General features: G+C 54.0%; 18 protein-coding genes. 11 read left to right on the top strand and 7 right to left on the bottom strand.

Annotated elements, in window-relative coordinates; all coding sequences use genetic code 11:
- The first annotated feature begins 158 nt into the window (after window positions 1-158).
- The gene (locus OGW17_RS12765; RefSeq protein ID WP_286452223.1) at window positions 159-548 is read left to right on the top strand and encodes a polymorphic toxin type 44 domain-containing protein; all 390 of its coding nucleotides are present in this window, start codon (window positions 159-161) and stop codon (window positions 546-548) included.
- Entirely contained in the window at window positions 526-933 is a 408-nt protein-coding gene (locus tag OGW17_RS12760) for a hypothetical protein (RefSeq protein ID WP_071259288.1), read from the top strand. Before OGW17_RS12765 ends, OGW17_RS12760 begins: the two co-directional genes overlap by 23 nt.
- Window positions 934-980: 47 nt before the next feature.
- On the opposite strand, the gene uspB is transcribed toward OGW17_RS12760, so the two are convergent.
- Window positions 981-1,316, bottom strand: coding sequence for a universal stress protein UspB (gene uspB / locus OGW17_RS12755; protein WP_012135627.1), 336 nt, complete (start codon window positions 1,314-1,316; stop codon window positions 981-983).
- Window positions 1,317-1,707: 391 nt separating this feature from the next.
- On the opposite strand from uspB, the gene uspA reads away from it, so the two are divergent.
- The 4 genes from uspA (at window position 1,708) to nadS (ending at window position 4,652) form a co-directional block, all read left to right on the top strand.
- Window positions 1,708-2,142: a universal stress protein UspA gene (gene uspA, locus OGW17_RS12750; RefSeq protein WP_000323571.1), complete on the top strand. Its 435-nt coding sequence runs from the start codon at window positions 1,708-1,710 to the stop codon at window positions 2,140-2,142.
- A gap of 299 nt (window positions 2,143-2,441) precedes the next feature.
- On the top strand, window positions 2,442-3,914 hold the full coding sequence (gene dtpB / locus OGW17_RS12745; protein ID WP_047460450.1) for a dipeptide/tripeptide permease DtpB: 1,473 nt from the start codon (window positions 2,442-2,444) through the stop codon (window positions 3,912-3,914).
- Between the two features lie 112 nt (window positions 3,915-4,026).
- The gene (locus OGW17_RS12740) at window positions 4,027-4,368 is read left to right on the top strand and encodes a type II toxin-antitoxin system RelE/ParE family toxin (RefSeq protein ID WP_048902455.1); all 342 of its coding nucleotides are present in this window, start codon (window positions 4,027-4,029) and stop codon (window positions 4,366-4,368) included.
- Window positions 4,365-4,652, top strand: coding sequence for a NadS family protein (gene nadS, locus OGW17_RS12735; RefSeq protein ID WP_058668245.1), 288 nt, complete (start codon window positions 4,365-4,367; stop codon window positions 4,650-4,652). The genes OGW17_RS12740 and nadS overlap by 4 nt, the downstream gene beginning before the upstream one ends.
- Window positions 4,653-4,717: 65 nt before the next feature.
- On the opposite strand, the gene OGW17_RS12730 is transcribed toward nadS, so the two are convergent.
- Window positions 4,718-5,221, bottom strand: a complete 504-nt coding sequence (locus tag OGW17_RS12730) for an RrF2 family transcriptional regulator (protein ID WP_012135633.1) — start codon at window positions 5,219-5,221, stop codon at window positions 4,718-4,720.
- Window positions 5,222-5,454: 233 nt separating this feature from the next.
- On the opposite strand from OGW17_RS12730, the gene OGW17_RS12725 reads away from it, so the two are divergent.
- The gene (locus OGW17_RS12725; protein WP_071259286.1) at window positions 5,455-6,657 is read left to right on the top strand and encodes an NAD(P)/FAD-dependent oxidoreductase; all 1,203 of its coding nucleotides are present in this window, start codon (window positions 5,455-5,457) and stop codon (window positions 6,655-6,657) included.
- 74 nt (window positions 6,658-6,731) lie between these two features.
- Here OGW17_RS12725 and rsmJ read toward each other — a convergent pair whose 3' ends face one another.
- Window positions 6,732-7,490, bottom strand: coding sequence for a 16S rRNA (guanine(1516)-N(2))-methyltransferase RsmJ (gene rsmJ / locus OGW17_RS12720; RefSeq protein ID WP_286452219.1), 759 nt, complete (start codon window positions 7,488-7,490; stop codon window positions 6,732-6,734).
- An 8-nt stretch (window positions 7,491-7,498) separates the two neighbouring features.
- Entirely contained in the window at window positions 7,499-9,541 is a 2,043-nt protein-coding gene (prlC, locus tag OGW17_RS12715) for an oligopeptidase A (RefSeq protein ID WP_081353211.1), read from the bottom strand.
- Between the two features lie 206 nt (window positions 9,542-9,747).
- Between prlC and OGW17_RS12710 the strand changes: the two genes are divergently transcribed.
- Both OGW17_RS12710 and gorA read left to right on the top strand, forming a co-directional pair.
- Window positions 9,748-10,590 (top strand): 23S rRNA (adenine(2030)-N(6))-methyltransferase RlmJ, encoded by an 843-nt coding sequence (locus OGW17_RS12710; protein WP_071259280.1) that lies wholly within the window; start codon window positions 9,748-9,750, stop codon window positions 10,588-10,590.
- 104 nt (window positions 10,591-10,694) lie between these two features.
- Window positions 10,695-12,047 (top strand): glutathione-disulfide reductase, encoded by a 1,353-nt coding sequence (gene gorA, locus OGW17_RS12705; RefSeq protein WP_047460436.1) that lies wholly within the window; start codon window positions 10,695-10,697, stop codon window positions 12,045-12,047.
- Between the two features lie 145 nt (window positions 12,048-12,192).
- Here gorA and OGW17_RS12700 read toward each other — a convergent pair whose 3' ends face one another.
- Window positions 12,193-13,587 carry a cytochrome-c peroxidase gene (locus tag OGW17_RS12700; protein WP_071259278.1) on the bottom strand — a complete coding sequence of 465 codons (1,395 nt, stop codon included), beginning with the start codon at window positions 13,585-13,587 and terminating at the stop codon, window positions 12,193-12,195.
- Window positions 13,588-14,014: 427 nt separating this feature from the next.
- Here OGW17_RS12700 and OGW17_RS12695 point away from each other — a divergent pair, with 427 nt between their 5' ends.
- Window positions 14,015-15,664 (top strand): alpha,alpha-trehalase, encoded by a 1,650-nt coding sequence (locus OGW17_RS12695; protein ID WP_060816131.1) that lies wholly within the window; start codon window positions 14,015-14,017, stop codon window positions 15,662-15,664.
- A 5-nt stretch (window positions 15,665-15,669) separates the two neighbouring features.
- Here OGW17_RS12695 and OGW17_RS12690 read toward each other — a convergent pair whose 3' ends face one another.
- Together OGW17_RS12690 and OGW17_RS12685 are read right to left on the bottom strand one after the other, a co-directional pair.
- Window positions 15,670-17,259, bottom strand: coding sequence for an STY4199 family HEPN domain-containing protein (locus OGW17_RS12690; protein WP_071259276.1), 1,590 nt, complete (start codon window positions 17,257-17,259; stop codon window positions 15,670-15,672).
- A gap of 281 nt (window positions 17,260-17,540) precedes the next feature.
- Window positions 17,541-18,299, bottom strand: a complete 759-nt coding sequence (locus OGW17_RS12685; protein ID WP_024131041.1) for an SDR family NAD(P)-dependent oxidoreductase — start codon at window positions 18,297-18,299, stop codon at window positions 17,541-17,543.
- 119 nt (window positions 18,300-18,418) lie between these two features.
- On the opposite strand from OGW17_RS12685, the gene OGW17_RS12680 reads away from it, so the two are divergent.
- The gene (locus OGW17_RS12680; protein WP_012135645.1) at window positions 18,419-19,318 is read left to right on the top strand and encodes a LysR family transcriptional regulator; all 900 of its coding nucleotides are present in this window, start codon (window positions 18,419-18,421) and stop codon (window positions 19,316-19,318) included.
- The last annotated feature ends 25 nt before the right edge of the window (window positions 19,319-19,343 follow it).

Here is a 19,343-nt window from a genome sequence, read left to right as displayed (position 1 = left end):
TTGAGCGGGTCAGGAAACTGACCCGCTTTTTTTATATGCGCCGTTTTTCTATTAACTCTCTACTTTCATTAGGAAAATCTGAACACTTTTTGTTCAGATTATCGATACACGAGAAACTATCATGCCGGGCAGGATTAAAACCGAACACTGGAGGATGTATGGCTTCCGTTCCAACCCCTGGCCCTGGTTCAATTGTTATAGCTAACAACATGCGTGAAGCACGCCAAAATGGAATGTCTCGTAATATGGCCACGGCTTCTACTTACTACTGGTTCTATCAAAAAGTCAGAAATGGCGGCCCATGGGATTATAAAAAATTCGATCCGTATTTCGCAGCATTTGGCAATTTCAACTTCGATGCCGCAGGGACTGCTGCAGGCATTCCTGCAAAGATCCTCCTTATTGGCGGGGGTTGGGCTCAGAACCGCGCAGGTACTTCAAAACCTGAATGGGGTAAATGGTACGATAAACCACCTTACGGTGATGACCCAACGGATCAGCGCAATATCAGAGAAGGAATAGACTATGCCATTCAGAACGGCTATTAGATGGCTCCATCGGCTTGTCACGCTTGTACTTCTCATCGTGGTTACAGGTTTTGCCTGGTTAAATCATCAGCCCGCCCCTCGCAGTGACGACGAGTTGCAGCGCGTTTATCAAGTTTCAGATTGCGTCTGGCTGTACATGACTGTGAATCATCAGGGTGGCGCAACCGTACCTACCATTTACCGATATTATCTGTCGAATAAGCTAGAGGGCAAAGACACAGACATTATCCAGCAACTCTCTACGAAATCTCCCGTCATTGAGGGTACTGGCACTATTACGAATGCCAGCCCAGATAAAAACGGGGCGGTGAGCATTTCTTATAGCGGTAAAGTTATCTCGATTCAGGACAATATCTCAGACCTCCGGTTCACAGTTGCGCCCTGAGCCGGATGATAAAAAGGCGAGGATATCCTCGCCTTTTTTATTTTTGCTCAGTGCCAAATCAACAGCGCAACCATACTGATCAGCACCAGACCGCATAATGCGCTGGTGAGGATGAACTGGCCGCGAACGCGTTCACAACGGCGGATGAATTCATCATCGTGGTGATCGCGATAACGTTGCGCGTAGATATACCACACCAGACGCATCTGTTTGTTGGGTTGACCATGCGAGGTAAAGAAGCCACCTCCATCCACATATTGGTAGAGCAATGGATCGCAACCACGCAGTACCACTAACAGCGCGCGTAACGATGAGAAATAGCGCGCCATATTAACAATGCAAACGACACATAAAGCCCAGAATAATGCGACGGTGCTTATCATACCTCCTCCCCGGCGACCCGCCCACGGAGCTCCTCTCCGGGACTACCGCTCCCCCGATACTCAGCCAGACAGTTCAGTGAAAGAGTCCTGCTAAACCGTTCACGCCAGTGCCCTGCATCCGAACGGCTCTATTAAATAGTGTAGGAGATCAGTTAATTTTTTTGCCAGAAGGTTAACCGCTATCAATGCAATTAACTGAAAATTTTGTTTAACTGATTGGCAAGCAAGGCGGATTGACGGATTATCCAGGTCGCTATAATGTAAGGATAGTCTTTACATTCACTTCTCGGCTGGGCTAGCCCCGCGCTGTAGTTCGCAGGACGCGGGTGACGCGGCGGCACAAGAAACGCTAGCTGGCTAGTCATCGACAACTTATGGAAGGAGTAACACTATGGCTTACAAACACATTCTCATCGCGGTTGACCTTTCCCCGGAAAGTAAAGTTCTGGTAGAAAAAGCGGTTTCAATGGCGCGTCCTTACAACGCGAAAGTCTCTCTTATCCACGTTGATGTCAATTACTCTGACCTGTACACCGGCCTGATCGACGTGAATCTGGGCGATATGCAAAAACGCATCTCTGAAGAAACACACCATGCGCTGACCGAACTTTCCACCAATGCCGGTTACCCTATCACCGAAACCCTGAGCGGCAGCGGCGATCTGGGTCAGGTACTGGTTGACGCGATCAAAAAATACGATATGGATCTGGTCGTTTGTGGTCATCATCAGGACTTCTGGAGCAAACTGATGTCTTCAGCACGCCAGCTGATTAATACCGTGCATGTCGACATGCTGATTGTTCCGCTGCGCGACGAAGAAGAGTAAGTTCCTGTTGTGCCGGATGGCGGCTGACGCCTTATCCGGCCTGGCATTCATCAGCCCGATATACACAGCGCCCGCCAATGCGGGCGTTTTTGTTTATGCCTTCCCTCGAACACATTCCAGTACAACATTCCAGACCACAAATCATAATTAGTGTGATCAACTAATTAGATCGAAAACCATCTCTATAATAATCTATTCATTCGGTTAATGACCGCAGTCTATAACAGAGTCAGACTTTTTCGGCGCGTTTTGGCATACGCGTTCATACTTTTCGGGATGGCATTGAAAGGCGAAGGAATATGAATACAACTGCACCTACGGGCTTGCTACAGCAACCCCGTCCGTTCTTCATGATCTTTTTTGTAGAATTATGGGAGCGATTCGGCTATTACGGCGTCCAGGGCATCCTGGCGGTTTTCTTTGTTAAACAGCTTGGCTTCTCTCAGGAACAGGCATTTATCACCTTTGGCGCATTTGCCGCACTGGTGTACGGCCTGATATCCATTGGCGGCTACGTTGGCGATCACCTGCTGGGAACTAAGCGTACCCTGGTACTGGGGGCGATTGTCCTGGCGATCGGCTACTTCATGACCGGGTTATCGTTACTGAAACCGAACCTGATTTTTATCGCGCTGGGGACGATTGCCGTCGGTAACGGGCTATTTAAAGCCAACCCTGCGAGCCTGCTGTCCAAGTGTTACCTGCCCAAAGACCCCCGTCTGGACGGCGCGTTCACCCTGTTTTATATGTCGATTAACATCGGGTCGCTGCTGTCGCTCTCCCTCGCCCCGGTCATCGCCGACAAATTCGGCTATGCCGTTACCTATAACCTGTGCGGCGCAGGGCTGATTGTCGCGCTGCTGGTCTACTTCGCCTGTCGCGGCATGGTGAAAGATATCGGTTCAGAGCCAGACCATAAGCCGCTGAGCTTCCGTAATCTGCTCGCCGTACTGATCGGCACCGTCGCCATGATTTTCCTCTGCGCCTGGCTGATGCATAACGTAAAAATCGCCAACCTGGTGCTGATCGTCCTGTCGATTGTGGTCATCATTTTCTTCTTCCGTGAAGCGTTTCGTCTGGATAAAACCGGACGCAACAAAATGTTCGTCGCTTTTATCCTGATGCTTGAAGCGGTGCTGTTTTATATTCTGTACGCACAGATGCCTACATCGCTGAATTTCTTCGCAATCAATAACGTACATCACGATATTCTCGGTTTTACCATTAACCCGGTCAGCTTCCAGGCGCTGAACCCATTCTGGGTGGTGGTTGCCAGTCCGGTACTGGCGGCGATTTACACGCGTCTGGGGAGCAAAGGCAAAGATCTGACCATGCCGATGAAGTTTACGCTGGGCATGTTCCTCTGTTCGCTGGGCTTTCTGACCGCCGCCGCCGCAGGCATGTGGTTCGCCGATGCGCAGGGGCTGACTTCACCGTGGTTTATCGTGCTGGTGTACCTGTTCCAGAGTCTGGGTGAGTTGCTGATTAGCGCCCTGGGGCTGGCGATGGTTGCCGCGCTGGTGCCTCAGCACCTGATGGGCTTTATTCTCGGGATGTGGTTCCTGACGCAGGCGGCGGCTTTCCTGCTGGGCGGCTATGTCGCAACCTTCACCGCCGTACCGGAAAATATCACCGACCCGCTCCAGACGCTGCCTATCTACACCGGCGTGTTCAGCAAAATAGGCCTCGTCACACTGGCGGTCACCGTTGTGATGGCGATTATGGTGCCGTGGTTGAACCGGATGATTAATACGCCGGATAGCAGTAAATAAGCGTCAACTTTTAGTTCTGACCGCGAGTAACATCGCGGTTTTTTTTATCTGTTAACTCTTACTATGTAAGAGTATAATTTAAACAAACAGGTCATCATGGACGGACATGACCATGAACTACATTGAATTTATTGAGACTTCTGTCTTTGCCCGCCAGCGGGAAGCTCTGCTCACCGAGGATGAATATCGCGCATTTCAGGAAATGCTCATTATAAACCCGCTGGAAGGTGATTTAATTCAGGGTACAGGTGGTTGCAGGAAAGTTCGTTTTGCTCCAGCAAGCCACTGTAAGGGAAAAAGCGGCGGGATTCGTAGTATTTACTATTTTCAAAATAGCGAAGGGCGTATCTGGCTTTTCATGGCTTACCCTAAGAACAAAAAGGATAGTCTGAGCGGCGAAGAAAAAAACGCCCTCAAATCCATCATTCACCAACTAAAAGAGGGCTCGTTATGAACGATTTCTTTAAAGATCTGATGGAATCTGCAAGCGAGGCCGTTGAAATCAGCCAGGGTCGCAAACCTGCTGCCCGAATCACCCGATATGAACTTCCAGATGTCAAAGCTATCAGGAAGAAAGCCAATATGAAGCAGAATGAGTTTGCACAGGCAATAGGCGTCTCATCTTCCCTGATTCAGGCCTGGGAGCAGAAGAGGCGTATCCCTACCGGAACTTATCTTAAGGTTCTTCGGGTGATAGAGCGTAATCCAGAGATGGTTAATCTTTTCAAAACAGTCTAATCGCAACATAGTCCGATAAGCACAGCGCTATCGGACATAGCCGCATCCGGCCTGCGTTCGGGCATTTACCCTTTACGCGCGTCAATCCATTCCTGCACTTCAACCACAAAGGTCTCTGGCGCTTTGCGGTACATCTTACGCGCCAGATCGAGAATGGTATGCTGCCCTAACGCTTCTTCCATACGCTGCTGCGCCATGTCCATTACCGAGCGCACGCCGCAGATACCTTCGCAGGCCCACGCCGGAGGTTGCTCATCAAAAACAGCCAGACGCTGGCGAATTTCACGGCATTCAAAGATGCGCTTGTCACCGTCAATGGCGTTGACCACATCCAGCACCGTGATGTGTTCAGCAGGCCTGGCGAGCTGAAAACCACCGCCTTTGCCTTCGATGCTGCGCACCAGGCCCGCTTTCGACAGACGGGTAAAAATCTTGGCCAGATAGTCGTAGGGCACGCTTTGCAGGTCAGCAATTTCGCGAACGCTCATATCGCGGGCGTCGCCTTTGCTGTCCACCATACACATCAGGCTATGGATGCCGTACTCAACCCCGGAACTGTAGAATGCCATGCTCTTATCTCAGCCAAAATAATTCTGAGTTATTGTAGCTTTTTCGACAGGCGCTTGCCAGACAGAGAACCACAGCACATTAGAAATTAAAATTTAATTCATTATTTATCATAATGATAACTACCATATCTGGATCATTTTCCACCGGATCGCACAAATGACATTGCATTCATTAACTACGACTAATAAAATCCTAGTAAATAACTTCATCGTTAACATTGAGTGCAACCTAAATGCGTAAACAAATTCTGATCGTTGGTGCAGGTTTTTCCGGGATGTGGGCCGCGCTGAGCGCCGCCCGTCTGGCAGATAAACACCAGAATGACACAATTGATATCACCGTTATCGCCCCACAACCCGAACTTCGCGTACGCCCTCGCTTTTATGAAAATGCCGTCCAGACGCTGGTCGCTCCCCTGCAACCGCTGTTCGACGAAACCGGCGTCAACTTCCTGCGCGGGACGGTTGCGCAGATCCTTCCCGACTCAAAAGAGGTGAGCTGGGCGGATGCCTCCGGCAAAACGCACTTGCATCGCTACGACCGTTTGATTCTGGCAAGCGGCAGCCACGTTAACCGTTCACTCGTAACGGGCGCAGATGCGCATGCGTTCGATCTGGATCAACTGGAAAGCGCCGCCGTACTGGAGCAGCACCTGAAGGATCTGGCGAACAAAGAAGAAAGCGCCGCGCGCAATACCGTTGTTGTTTGCGGCGGCGGCTTTACCGGGATCGAGATGGCGCTGGAGTTGCCTGGCCGTTTGCGTGATATTCTCGGCGCTGATGCTAAGACCAGAGTAGTCGTAGTTGAACGCGGCCCCCAGCCTGGCGCTCGCTACAGCGAAGAACTGCGCAACGTGATTATCGAAGCGTCGGCAGAGCTGGGCGTGGAGTGGCTGGTGAATACGGAAGTGGAAAGCGTGGACGCAACGGGCATCACGCTGAAAGACGGGCAAACCATCGCGTCGCAAACCGTCATTTGGACCGTCGGCGTTCAGGCGAACGATCTGACCGGGCAGATTGACGCTCCGCGCGACCGTCAGGGGCGTTTACATGTGAACGCTCAGCTTCAGGTGGTGGGTCACGATGACATTTATGCCACTGGCGATGTGGCGTACGCCGCAACCGATGACAAAGGCAATCATGCGTTAATGACCTGCCAGCACGCGATTCTGCTGGGCAAGTTTGCCGGGAATAACGCGGCCGCTGACCTGCTGGAGGTCGCTCCTCTGCCGTATCGTCAGGAAAACTATGTCACCTGTCTGGATCTTGGCGCATGGGGCGCGGTCTACACCGAAGGCTGGGATCAGCAGGTAAAACTGACGCGTGCGGAAGCGAAAAAACTCAAGCTGTCGATTGTCAGCGAGCTGATCTATCCACCGAAGGCCGACAGAGCCGTGGCGTTTGAGATTGCCGATCCGCTGGCGCCGTTTGTTTAGTCAGCCTTGCCGGATGGCGGCGTACCCTGCACTGAACCGTAGGCCCGATAAGCGAAGCGCCATCGGGCAATTCGTTACTCCACCAACGCCGTACCGGCATAAATATCAAACCGGTGGCCTTTGGTGACAACCGCGTTCGGCGTGGCGACATCCGCTAACGGTGGCGCGTAATCCGGGCGCTTCACCACGACCCGTTTGGTCGCCAGCTGGCGCGCTGGCGCCAGCAAACCATCGGCATCAAGATCCGGCCCGACCAGCGACTGAAACACCCGCATCTCTTTTTTCACCAATGCGCTTTTCTGCTTATGCGGGAACATCGGATCGAGATAAACCACCTGCGGGCGCGGCGTGATATCCGTCAGCGCCGTCAGGCTGGAGGCATGGATCAACTGCAAGCGCTCCTGCAACCACGGGCCGATTTCCGGGTCAGCATACCCGCGCGCCAGACCGTCATCCAGCAACGCCGCGACCACCGGGTTGCGCTCCAGCATGCGCACTCGACACCCCACGGAAGCCAGCACAAAAGCATCGCGCCCCAGTCCCGCCGTCGCATCGACCACATCCGGCAGGTAATCGCCTTTAATGCCGACCGCTTTCGCGACCGCTTCGCCACGACCGCCGCCGAACTTGCGGCGATGGGCCATCGCCCCGCCGACAAAATCGACAAAGATGCCGCCAAGCTTCGGCTCATCGCGCTTACGCAGCTCCAGATGCGCAGTCGTCAGCACCAGCGCCATCGGGTTGTTTTCGTCATGCTCTAACCCCCAGCGGGCGGCAATAACAGATAAGGCGCCGTCTCTGGCGCCTGTTTCATCAACTAAGCAGATCTTCACGTACGCTATCAGCCTTTAATGCCGTAGTGCGTCAGCATCGCGTCCAGCTGCGGTTCACGACCACGGAAGCGCTTGAACAGCTCCATCGGCTCTTCCGAACCGCCGCGAGTCAGGATGTTGTCGAGGAACGACTGCCCGGTATCGCGGTTGAAAATGCCTTCTTCCTCAAAGCGCGAGAAGGCATCCGCCGCCAGTACATCGGCCCACAGATAGCTGTAGTAACCTGCCGCATATCCCCCGGCGAAAATATGGCTGAAGGCGTGCGGGAAGCGACCCCATGACGGCCCCGGCACCACGGCGACCTGTTTTTTGATTTCAGAAAGCGTTTCCAGAATTTTCGCCCCTTGTTCCGGGTTAAATTCCGCATGCAGACGGAAGTCGAACAGGCCAAACTCCAGCTGACGCAGAATAAACAGCGCCGCCTGGTAGTTCTTCGCCGCCAGCATTTTATCCAGCAGTTCCTTCGGCAGTGGTTCGCCGGTCTCGTAGTGACCGGAGATAAACGCCAGCGCGTCCGGCTCCCAGCACCAGTTTTCCATAAACTGGCTCGGCAGTTCGACCGCATCCCACGGCACGCCGCTGATGCCGGAAACGCCCGCCGTTTCGATGCGGGTCAGCATGTGGTGCAGACCGTGGCCGAACTCGTGGAACAGGGTGATCACTTCATCATGCGTGAACAGCGCCGGCTTACCGTTAACCGGACGGTTAAAGTTACAGGTCAGGTAGGCGACCGGTTTTTGCAGCGAGCCATCGGCTTTGCGCATCTGGCCGACGCAGTCATCCATCCACGCCCCGCCACGCTTGTGCTCACGCGCATACAGATCGAGGTAGAAGCTGCCGCGCAGTTCGTTATTTTCGTCATACAGCTCGAAGAAGCGCACGTCGGGATGCCAGACATCCACATCGTTACGCTCTCTGGCCGTAATGCCGTAAATGCGTTGTACCACTTCAAACAGGCCGTTCACGGCTTTGTTTTCCGGGAAGTACGGGCGCAGTTGCTCATCGCTGATGCTGTAAAGGTGCTGCTTCTGTTTCTCGCTGTAGTACGCGATATCCCACGGTTGCAGTTCATCGACGCCGAACGTCGCTTTCGCGAAGGCGCGCAGTTGCGCCAGCTCTTTTTCGCCCTGCGGACGCGCGCGTTTCGCCAGATCGGTTAAGAAATCCAGCACCTGCTGCGGGTTTTCCGCCATTTTGGTGGCGAGCGATTTAAAGGCATAGCTGTCGAAACCCAGCAGTTGCGCCAGTTCATGACGCAGCGCGAGGATCTCTTCCATCACCGGGCTGTTGTCCCATTTACCCGCATTCGGCCCCTGATCGGAGGCGCGCGTCACATAGGCGCGGTACATCTCTTCACGCAATGCCGGGTTGTCGCAGTAGGTCATCACCGGCAGATAGCTTGGAATATCCAGCGTCAGCAGCCAGCCTTCCTGTTCTTTCGCTTCCGCCTGCGCTTTCGCGGCGGCCAGAGCGCTTTCCGGCATACCCGCCAGTTCCGCGTCGTCAGTCACTAACTTCGTCCAGCCCATCGTAGCGTCGAGCACGTTGTTGCTGTACTGGTTACCCAGCTCGGACAGGCGAGTGGCGATTTCACCATAGCGCTGCTGTTTTTCCTTCGGCAGACCAATACCGGAAAGCTCAAAATCGCGCAGCGCGTTATCAACCGCTTTTTTCTGCGCGAGGTTCAGGGTCGCGTAATGGTCGCCATCGCGCAGGTCGCGGTACGCATTGTACAGACCCTCGTGCTGACCAACCCAGGTGCTGTATTCAGACAGCAGCGGCAGCGTCTGCTCATAGGCTTCGCGCAGTTCCGGGCTGTTTTTAACGGAATTCAGGTGGCTGACCGGAGAGAAAATGCGCCCCAGCACGTCGTCCACTTCCGCCAGCGGCTGGCAGAGATTTTCCCAGGTGTACGGCGCGCCCTGCGCCACTACCCGCTCCACGTTTTCACGGCAGTCATTCAGCGCCTTTGTCACGGCAGGCACCACATGCTCAGGCTGGATTTGGGAAAACGGCGGTAGCGAGAAAGGCGTCAGTAATGGATTGGTCATAAGCGCTGTCCTGTTGAATGAGGTGAATGAAGCGCGCATCCGGCGCTGTGCATATTTGTTTCAGATGGGGGTAAGTGTAGTGAATTTCAATGGCGAGCGTAGCGGAAAAATACCCGGTAGCGCTGCGCTTACCGGCCTACGGGTAATCTGCCCTTTTCTGCTGTAAACTGTGACAAATCGTCTATTTCAGCGGAATTTAATTACCCATGCTCAGTTATCGCCACAGCTTTCACGCTGGCAACCACGCCGACGTCCTCAAACACACTGTTCAGAGCCTGATTATCGAGTCGCTCAAAGAGAAAGAGAAACCGTTTCTTTATCTGGACACGCACGCTGGCGCTGGCCGTTATCAGCTGAGCGGCGAACACGCCGAACGCACCGGTGAATATATGGAAGGGATCGCCCGCATCTGGCAGCAGGACGATTTACCGGCCGAGCTGGAGCCTTATATCGGCGTGGTAGAACACTTTAACCGTAACGGGCAACTGCGTTACTACCCGGGTTCCCCGCTCATCGCCCGCCAGCTGCTGCGTGAGCAGGACAGCCTGCAACTGACGGAGCTGCATTCAAGCGATTTTCCGCTGCTGCGTTCTGAGTTTCAAAAAGACAGCCGTGCCCGCGTGGAGCGTGCCGACGGCTATATGCAGTTGAAGTCCAAACTGCCGCCGGTTTCGCGTCGCGGCCTGATCCTCATCGACCCGCCTTACGAAATGAAAACCGATTATCAGGCGGTCGTCAGCGGCATCAGCGAAGGGTATAAGCGCTTTGCCACCGGCACCTATGCGCTGTGGTATCCGGTGGTGTTACGCCAGCAAATTAAACGCATGATTCACGACCTGGAAGACACCGGAATCCGCAAAATCCTGCAAATTGAGCTGGCAGTACGCCCGGACAGCGACCAGCGCGGCATGACCGCCTCTGGCATGATCGTCATTAACCCGCCGTGGAAGCTGGAAAAGCAGATGAACAACGTGCTGCCGTGGCTGCACAGCAAGCTGGTTCCAGCGGGCACCGGGCACGCTTCCGTCAGCTGGATCGTGCCGGAGTAATCACAGCCATCGGTGGAACCTTTTAATTCCAGGTATACAATCGCGAATATTTTGGCGAATGGCATTGCGCTCATTCGCCCTACAATGAACATGAAGGAGCGGTCATGACCAAACACTATGATTACATCGCGATCGGCGGCGGAAGCGGCGGTATTGCCTCGATTAACCGTGCCGCTATGTACGGTCAGAAATGTGCATTGATTGAAGCCAAAGAGCTGGGCGGCACCTGCGTCAACGTCGGTTGCGTCCCTAAAAAAGTGATGTGGCATGCCGCGCAGATTCGCGAAGCGATCCATATGTACGGCCCGGACTACGGCTTTGACACCACCATCAACGCGTTCAACTGGGACACGCTGATTGCCAGCCGCACGGCCTATATCGACCGTATTCACACCTCGTACGACAACGTGCTGGGTAAAAATAACGTGGATGTGATCAAAGGCTTCGCCCGCTTCGTGGATGCCAGAACCCTTGAAGTGAATGGGGAAACGATCACCGCCGATCACATTCTGATCGCCACCGGCGGTCGCCCGAGCCATCCGTCCATTCCGGGTACGGAATACGGTATCGACTCCGACGGTTTCTTTGCGCTGCCTGCGCTGCCGGAGCGCGTTGCGGTGGTCGGCGCGGGTTACATCGCCGTAGAACTGGCTGGCGTGATTAACGGCCTGGGCGCCCAAACGCACCTGTTCGTGCGTAAACACGCGCCGCTGCGCAGCTTTGACCCGATGATCACCGAAACGCTGGTTGAAGTGATGAACACGGAAGGCCCGACGCTTCACACCCACGCGATCCCGAAAGCGGTGGTGAAAAACGCCGACGGCAGCCTGACCCTGCAACTGGAAGACGGTCGCAGCGAAACGGTGGATTGCCTGATTTGGGCGATTGGCCGCGAACCGGCAACCGACAACGTTAACCTTGCCGCCACCGGCGTGAAAACCAACGAAAAAGGGTACATCGTCGTCGATAAATTCCAGAATACCAGCGTGGAAGGTATTTATGCGGTGGGCGATAACACCGGAGCGGTTGAGCTGACGCCAGTCGCCGTGGCGGCGGGTCGTCGTCTCTCCGAACGTTTGTTCAACAACAAGCCGAACGAGCATCTGGACTACAGCAATATTCCGACCGTGGTCTTTAGCCACCCGCCGATTGGCACCGTGGGCCTGACCGAACCACAGGCGCGCGAACAGTACGGCGACGACCAGGTGAAAGTGTACAAATCATCGTTCACAGCCATGTACACTGCGGTGACGTCTCACCGTCAGCCCTGCCGCATGAAGCTGGTATGCGTCGGCGAAGACGAGAAGATTGTCGGTATTCACGGCATCGGCTTCGGGATGGATGAAATGTTGCAGGGCTTCGCGGTCGCACTGAAAATGGGCGCCACCAAGAAAGACTTCGACAACACCGTGGCGATTCACCCAACGGCGGCGGAAGAGTTCGTGACAATGCGTTAATCGTCGATAAGCGCCGGATGGTGTGATGATCCTGTCGGCCGATTAAGGCGTTTACGTCGCCATGCCCGATGGCGCTATGCTTATCGGGCCTACGCGTGCGGTTTTCGTAGGCCCGATAAAACCTCAGCCGTCATCCGGCATTCTTTTATTTTCCTTGCATATACGGCGTATACACCCCGTTCAGGCTTTCCAGGAACGCGACGATATCATCAATGTCTTTCTGCGGAATCTCTTTCCCCACCTGATAACGCAACATCAGTTTCACCGCTCCGTCGAGGGTTGGCACATCTCCACGGTGGAAATACGGCGCGGTCAGCGCAACGTTACGTAATCCGGGCACTTTCTGACGCAATTTATCGCGAACTTCATTGGTGACGTTCATACGTCCAATGTCCGCAGCGGTAATTTCGCCGAAATTAAAGTCTTTCTTCAGACCCAACGGCTCGAAGGAACGCCCACCGAGAATAATACCGCCGTGACAGGTCGCGCATTTATTCTCTTTGAACAGCTCATAGCCATGTTTCTGCTGCGCCGTCAGCGCATTTTCATCCCCTCGTAACCACTTATCGAAAGGCGAATTTGGCGTAATCAGCGTCTTCTCAAACTCGGCAATGGCATCCGTAATCGTTTCTCCGCTGAAGCCCTGCGGATATATCGCCGTGAACTGCTGTTTTAGCACCGGATCTTTATCGAGTTTCCCAATGATTTCATCCCAGGATTTAGAGGCCATTTCAATCGGGTTTAACGGCGGCCCACCAGCCTGCGCCTGCAACGTCGGCGCGCGACCATCCCAGAATTGCTCAACGTTAAAGATCGAGTTGAACACCGTTGGCGCGTTGATTGGCCCTACCGCGCCGCCCACGCCGATGGAGGTTTTCCTGCCGTCCACGCCGCCCGCGTTCAGCGCATGGCAATGCGCGCAGGAGATGGTGCTGTCACCCGATAAACGGGCATCGTGGTAGAGGGTAAAACCCAGTGCGACTTTTTGATCGTCAACCGGCAGTTTTTCGGGGACAGGCTGAACCGGCTCATTACGGTGCGCCGCCGCCGTATCCGCGCTGGCGTAGTAACGTTCGCGCTGTTTAGCGATCCAGCCGAGAATCTCCTCCCGCTCCGTATCACTGACCTTACCGGCCCAGTGCAGCGCGGTATAGCGCGTTGGCGGCATTGTTTCGTACTGCATCACCCATTCAATCTTATTCAGATCGCTTTGCGTGACGGGTTTATCCGCGACCAACGCGGCGCGTACTGCTTCAAGGTTGAAAGATTTATAGCCCAGTTGAATGTCATAATTCATCAACTGCTTAGCAACGGGAAAAGAGGAATAAAAAGGCAGTTCAGCAGAGGGGGTATGACAATAATCGCATCCCTTTTCCCGCAAAAAACCCAGGATTTTATTATTGTCTTCCAGCGTTGAGGCTTGCACATCAGCTTCTTTACTACGTTGATTATCGTGATACCAGACGTAACCAGATAATCCTAAATAACAAATCGCAATGCCTGCTATGGCTATCGCGGTAAGACGGGTAATGATTTTCATTATTTTACCCTCACTATAGTGAGATATTATGGCCCAGAAGATGAACATAAATCAGGCGTATGTCTTTATTAGACATAGCCATCATAGGAAATACAGGCGAAGGGTTTTTGATAAGTATCAAGCAATTACATGGGGATAAACTATCGATAAGATAGCTTTCCCCTATTATAAGCAGGGTCTTTCGGCGTCGGTATTCATAACTCGTTGCAATCGAATGTTCTGAAAGTGAAAATCTTCCTGTTACGGCTATTCCATATTTTTTATATTATTATCAGTAATCTATATTTAAAGACTCTTTTTCACGCATTAACAAAGCGTGATCTATCGCACAGTTTGCACCTCATATACCGAAGCGAATGTCTACGCTTAATAGACAGCCGGGCAACACCCGTATCATTTACGACGCAATCCGGAGGTCCTTCTCATTATGCTCAACCAGAAATTACACCCCGCCCCATCCGACGAATTAACGATCGAAATCGATCTGCTTTATGAAACGGACCCGTGCGAGTTAAAGCTGGATGAAATGATCGAGGCAGAACCGGAACCTGAGATGATTGAGGGGCTACCCGCCTCCGACGCCCTTACCCCAGCCGATCGCTATCTTGAGCTGTTCGAGCATGTGCAATCATCCCGGCTTTTTGCCGACAGTAAAACTTTCCCCGACTGCGCGCCAAAAATGGACCCGCTGGATATTCTGATCCGATACCGTAAGGTCAGACGACACCGCGACTTTGACCTGCTGCGCTTTGTTGAAAATCACTTCTGGCTACCGGAAACCCGGTCCAGTGAATATGTCTCCAACCCGGAAAACTCACTGAAAGAGCATATCGATCAGCTCTGGCCGGTGCTGACGCGTGAGCCGCAGGATCACATTCCCTGGTCCTCGCTGCTGGCGCTGCCGCAATCCTATATCGTGCCGGGCGGACGTTTTAGCGAAACCTACTACTGGGACTCCTATTTCACCATGCTGGGCCTGGCGGAAAGCGGCCGGGAAGACCTGCTGAAATGTATGGCGGACAACTTCGCGTGGATGATTGAGAATTACGGCCACATCCCCAACGGAAACCGCACATATTATTTGAGCCGCTCGCAGCCGCCGGTCTTTGCACTGATGGTCGAACTGTTCGAAGAGGATGGCGTGCGCGGGGCGCGGCGTTATCTGGATCATCTGAAAATGGAGTACGCCTTCTGGATGGACGGCGCGGAATCTCTGGTGCTCAACCAGGCCTATCGCCATGTCATCAGAATGCCGGACGGTTCCCTGCTCAACCGCTACTGGGACGATCGCGACACCCCCCGCGACGAATCGTGGCTGGAGGATGTGGAAACCGCCAAACATTCGGGTCGCCCGGCCAATGAGGTATACCGGGATCTCCGTGCCGGCGCGGCCTCCGGTTGGGATTACTCATCACGCTGGCTGCGCGATGCAAGCCGACTGGCCAGCATCCGCACAACCCAGTTCATCCCCATCGACCTGAACGCTTTCCTCTACAAACTGGAGAGCGCGATTGCCAACATTTCCGCCCTGAAAGGCGACCGTGAAACCGAAGCGGCATTTCGCCAGAAAGCCAGCGATCGCCGCGCCGCCGTAAACCGCTATCTGTGGGATGACGAGAATGGCTGCTATCGGGATTACGACTGGCGGCGCGAGCAAATGGCGCTCTTTTCCGCCGCCAGTATCGTGCCGCTGTATGTCGGCATGGCGACTCACGAGCAGGCAGACCGCCTCGCTAACGCCGTTCGCAGCCGTCTGCTGACACCTGGCGGGATCATGGCGACAGAGTATGAAACCGGCGAGCAATGGGATAAGCCTAACGGCTGGGCGCCGCTACAGTGGATGGCAATCCAGGGCTTCAAGCTGTACGGCGACGATATGCTGGGGGATGAAATTGCCCGCAACTGGTTAAAAACCGTCAATATTTTTTACCAGCAGCACCATAAACTGATCGAAAAGTACCATATTGCCTGCGGCACGCCGCGTGAAGGGGGCGGCGGGGAATATCCGTTGCAGGATGGGTTTGGCTGGACCAATGGCGTGGTTCGCCGTTTGATTGGTTTATACGGCGAACCATAGCGGCGTTACCGAATCACGTTATAAATGGCGGTCTGAATCTTTAACCATTTTTTGTTTTCCACGCTGGGCTCGGCCTGAACACGCAGCCGGGCCTGCTCCATATCATGCTGCTGGCGCATCACCACCGCCGGAACGGTACAAAAACTTTGCAGATACTTTTTATGCAGCGACGTCAGCGACGCTCCGTTCAGCATGGCGTGGCTCAGCGACGTCAGGAAGCGTCGGCAGGGTTTTACCTCATCCATCAGCGAAGGGTAGCGCAGCAGCAGTTGCAGCACATCGGCATTGCCCGCCGAAAACGCCTGTTCGGTCCAGGCCAGCTGCCAGTTCATCCCGCCCTGTAAGAACAACGCCGTAACGCGTGTATCATTACGGTCGATCGCCGAGCGCATATTAAACGGATCCCAGGTGATCCCCATGCGGCTCATGGTTTCCCGCGCGGAGGGCGCCTCAAGCCGGGCGTCATCCTGCATGACCTCGTCGCGTTGTACGGGCGCGGCAGAAGGAGGCGGCGAGCTGAACAACCAAAACGCCCCCACCAGAATCGCCAACACCATTGCGCCAACCCCGCCCCACAACGCCCCGGAAATCAGCTGCTCACGCTCTTCAGCCGTCCGCTGCTGTCGCTTGTGAGGCGGTTCAATACTCTCGCCAATTTCCTGGTTATCTCCCCCCGCCAGCGCGTCTTTTTCTCGCGCCTCCTCCCAGAATTTCTCCACCACGCCCTCATCGGACGCCATAAACGAAGCCGGATTTATGCGGGTGCGTTTTTCATTAAACGCCCGCTGTACCGAGCGGGTGATCTGGCGGAACTGACAATCCAGTAGCGACAACTGTACGGAACTGAGCGGCTGCCCGGCGATGATGCCGTTACGCGCCTGACGGCAATCCTCAAGGAACATACGCAGGGTCGTACGCGGCTCAACAAACAGCGTCAGCGCAGACGCGTCTTTGAAAAATGCGGAATAGTGACGGGCGAACGACTTTTTATCGACCACCATCAATGCCAGCTCGCTGAACAGCATCGCGCTGAGCGCATCCTGTCCTTCGCTGAGTTTTAACCAGCGTCGCAGACGATCGGCGCCAAAATGCAGCTTCAGGTAGCTATTCAACTGATGACGATCCGGCCACACCTGCGAAATAAGCGCTTTCAGCGTGAGTTCAATCGCCCGCAGCTGACGCCGGGCCTGTATTTGCGCGTCCTGATTGCCTGCATCAATATCAGTCTGATAAGTGAGAAGCGGCTGCCGCTGGCGCAGTTGTTCCAGCGACGCCACAAAACGCAGGGCGGCAAGCAGTTGGTTTTCACTGACATCCTTCCCGCTGTCATATTGCGGAACATACTGCTGGAGATGTCGCAAATGCAGCATAAACTGGCTCAGTTGCGCATCGTTTATATGTAATTTTTTTGCCACCACGCTCCAGCCGCCTAAATTAAGGCGGGCTTGATCCAGTTGTTCCATAAACCAGCGCGGTTCTTTTCCTTCCGCAACATGTACGCCTAGCAGCAGCAGGATCTCCACTGACGCCTGACGGATGATGCCCAGACAGTGTTCAAAAGGCGAATGCATCGCCTGCGAAGCGTTATTCGTCATGATCTTCCCTAAAAAAGCCCCTCCATAAAGAAGGCTTTTAATATTATTTTAATTATCTGTTTTGATAGATATAACAGATTTTTTTGGCATTACAGTGACTACAACGCAAAGGTTGAGAAATTTATTTTGGGCGGCGAGGGAAATAAAGAGAAGTCGATGAACAGTCATCGCGGAATATTAAAATTAACGTCAGGAATAAAACAGCGTTCCTGAAATAAGTTTATCCTTAATCTAAATTAATGTTGCGGGTGTAAACCACCCGCTTAATATTATCATCCTGATTATAAGAACATGCCGCCCGACACTTCGATACGCTGCGCGGTCATCCAGCCCAGTTCATCGCTGAGCAACGCGGCGATGGCATCACCAATATCGTCCGGCAAACCGACCCGTCCCAGGGCGGTTTGTGACGCGATATACGCATTCAGTTGTTCATTGTCCCGCACATTGCCGCCGCCAAAATCAGTTTCAATGGCTCCCGGCGCAATAATGTTCACGCTAATGCCGCGCTCGCCCAGCTCTTTTGCCTGATAACGCGTCAGCACTTCCATCGCCCCCTTCATCGCGGCATAAGCGCTGTAGCCAGGCAACGCAAAACGGGCCAGCCCCGTCGACACATTGAGGATCCTGCCGCCATTCTTCAGCAGGGGTAACAGCCCCTGAGTCAGGAAAAACGGCCCTTTAAACTGAATGTTCAAAAGCTGGTCAAACTGCGCTTCAGTGAAGGTCGAATACGGCGCGTTGATGCCGATTCCGGCATTGTTCAATAAATAATCAAACGAATCACGCTGCCACTCCGTTTTCAGGGTTTCCCGCACCTTTTCAACAAACGCCGGGAATCCCGAAATATCCCCGACATTCAACTGCAATGCTGCGGCTTTCCCGCCTGATTGCGTAATTTCATGCACGACCTGCTGCGCCTCTTTTTCATTGCTGTTCCACGTCAGAATGATCCCGATTCCTCTGCTCGCCAGCTTAAGCGCCGCGTTTTTACCAAGTCCTCGGCTGCCGCCGGTCACTAATGCGATACGTTGCGTCATAAGAAACCTCATTTCAGGTGTTGTGAAGATTGAGAAAGAGCTTATTAGGTGTTAGAAAAACAATAAATGTAGCGAAATGCGCTTCACTGTTTCATTCAGAACAACACCGGGACCTCGCGATGGATAAAATTCACGCAATGCAGTTGTTCATTCGCGTCGCTGAACTGGAGAGTTTTTCCCGCGCCGCCGAAACATCAGGCCTTCCTAAAGGTAGCGTATCCCGCCAGATACAGGCGCTGGAAAACCACCTCGGCACGCAGTTGCTGCACCGTACCACCCGGCGGGTTCAGCTTACTCAGGACGGAATGGTGTATTACGAACGTGCGAAAGATCTGCTGACGAACCTGGACGAGCTGGACGGTTTGTTCCAGCACGACCCGGCCAGCATCAGCGGCAAGCTGCGGGTCGATATGCCGGTTGGGGTCGCCAAGAACCTGGTGATACCGCGCCTGCCCGCGTTTTTACAGCAATATCCGGGTATTGAGCTGGAACTCAGCAGCAGCGATCGCCTGGTGGATTTGATACGGGAAGGGTTCGACTGCGTGGTGCGGGTCGGGGCGCTAAAGGATTCCGGGTTGATCGCCCGCCCGTTGGGAAAGCTGTCGGTCATTAACTGCGCCAGCCCGCAGTATCTGGCGCGTTTTGGCTACCCAGAAGGCCTGGACGATCTGGCTTCGCATGCGGTGGTTCATTATTCCGTCAATCTGGGCACGCGTCCGCAAGGATTCGAAGTGGCAACGGCAAACGGCACGCAGTGGATTAAAACCGGCGGCATTCTGACGGTCAACAGCACCGAGACCTACCATGCCGCCTGCCTGGCGGGGCTGGGAATCATTCAGGTGCCGCGCATCGGCGTTCGCGAAGCATTGCGCGCCGGGACGCTCATCGAGATCCTGCCGCAGTATCGCGCTGACCCAATGCCGGTGTCCCTGCTCTACCCGCATCGCCGCAACCTCTCCCGCCGGGTGCACCTGTTTATGGAGTGGCTGACCGGCGTAATGAAAGACTACGTGGACTGACACGCTATACTGTTCTGAGAGTTAA

Source organism: Citrobacter sp. CK181 (assembly GCF_030333595.1).
GTDB lineage: Bacteria > Pseudomonadota > Gammaproteobacteria > Enterobacterales > Enterobacteriaceae > Citrobacter_B > Citrobacter_B koseri.
The sequence above is the reverse complement of the archived record's forward strand: the minus strand, read 5'-3'. Positions and strand labels throughout refer to the sequence as shown.

Coding starts and splice junctions, on each gene's coding strand:
- OGW17_RS12700 (WP_071259278.1), bottom strand. CDS start 13,587: ATGAAAATCATTACCCGTCTTACCGCGATAGCCATAGCAGGCATTGCG.
- uspA (WP_000323571.1), top strand. CDS start 1,708: ATGGCTTACAAACACATTCTCATCGCGGTTGACCTTTCCCCGGAAAGT.
- dtpB (WP_047460450.1), top strand. CDS start 2,442: ATGAATACAACTGCACCTACGGGCTTGCTACAGCAACCCCGTCCGTTC.
- OGW17_RS12730 (WP_012135633.1), bottom strand. CDS start 5,221: ATGGCATTCTACAGTTCCGGGGTTGAGTACGGCATCCATAGCCTGATG.
- nadS (WP_058668245.1), top strand. CDS start 4,365: ATGAACGATTTCTTTAAAGATCTGATGGAATCTGCAAGCGAGGCCGTT.
- OGW17_RS12725 (WP_071259286.1), top strand. CDS start 5,455: ATGCGTAAACAAATTCTGATCGTTGGTGCAGGTTTTTCCGGGATGTGG.
- prlC (WP_081353211.1), bottom strand. CDS start 9,541: ATGACCAATCCATTACTGACGCCTTTCTCGCTACCGCCGTTTTCCCAA.
- uspB (WP_012135627.1), bottom strand. CDS start 1,316: ATGATAAGCACCGTCGCATTATTCTGGGCTTTATGTGTCGTTTGCATT.
- OGW17_RS12740 (WP_048902455.1), top strand. CDS start 4,027: ATGAACTACATTGAATTTATTGAGACTTCTGTCTTTGCCCGCCAGCGG.
- OGW17_RS12760 (WP_071259288.1), top strand. CDS start 526: ATGCCATTCAGAACGGCTATTAGATGGCTCCATCGGCTTGTCACGCTT.
- OGW17_RS12685 (WP_024131041.1), bottom strand. CDS start 18,299: ATGACGCAACGTATCGCATTAGTGACCGGCGGCAGCCGAGGACTTGGT.
- OGW17_RS12680 (WP_012135645.1), top strand. CDS start 18,419: ATGGATAAAATTCACGCAATGCAGTTGTTCATTCGCGTCGCTGAACTG.
- OGW17_RS12710 (WP_071259280.1), top strand. CDS start 9,748: ATGCTCAGTTATCGCCACAGCTTTCACGCTGGCAACCACGCCGACGTC.
- OGW17_RS12765 (WP_286452223.1), top strand. CDS start 159: ATGGCTTCCGTTCCAACCCCTGGCCCTGGTTCAATTGTTATAGCTAAC.
- gorA (WP_047460436.1), top strand. CDS start 10,695: ATGACCAAACACTATGATTACATCGCGATCGGCGGCGGAAGCGGCGGT.
- OGW17_RS12695 (WP_060816131.1), top strand. CDS start 14,015: ATGCTCAACCAGAAATTACACCCCGCCCCATCCGACGAATTAACGATC.
- OGW17_RS12690 (WP_071259276.1), bottom strand. CDS start 17,259: ATGACGAATAACGCTTCGCAGGCGATGCATTCGCCTTTTGAACACTGT.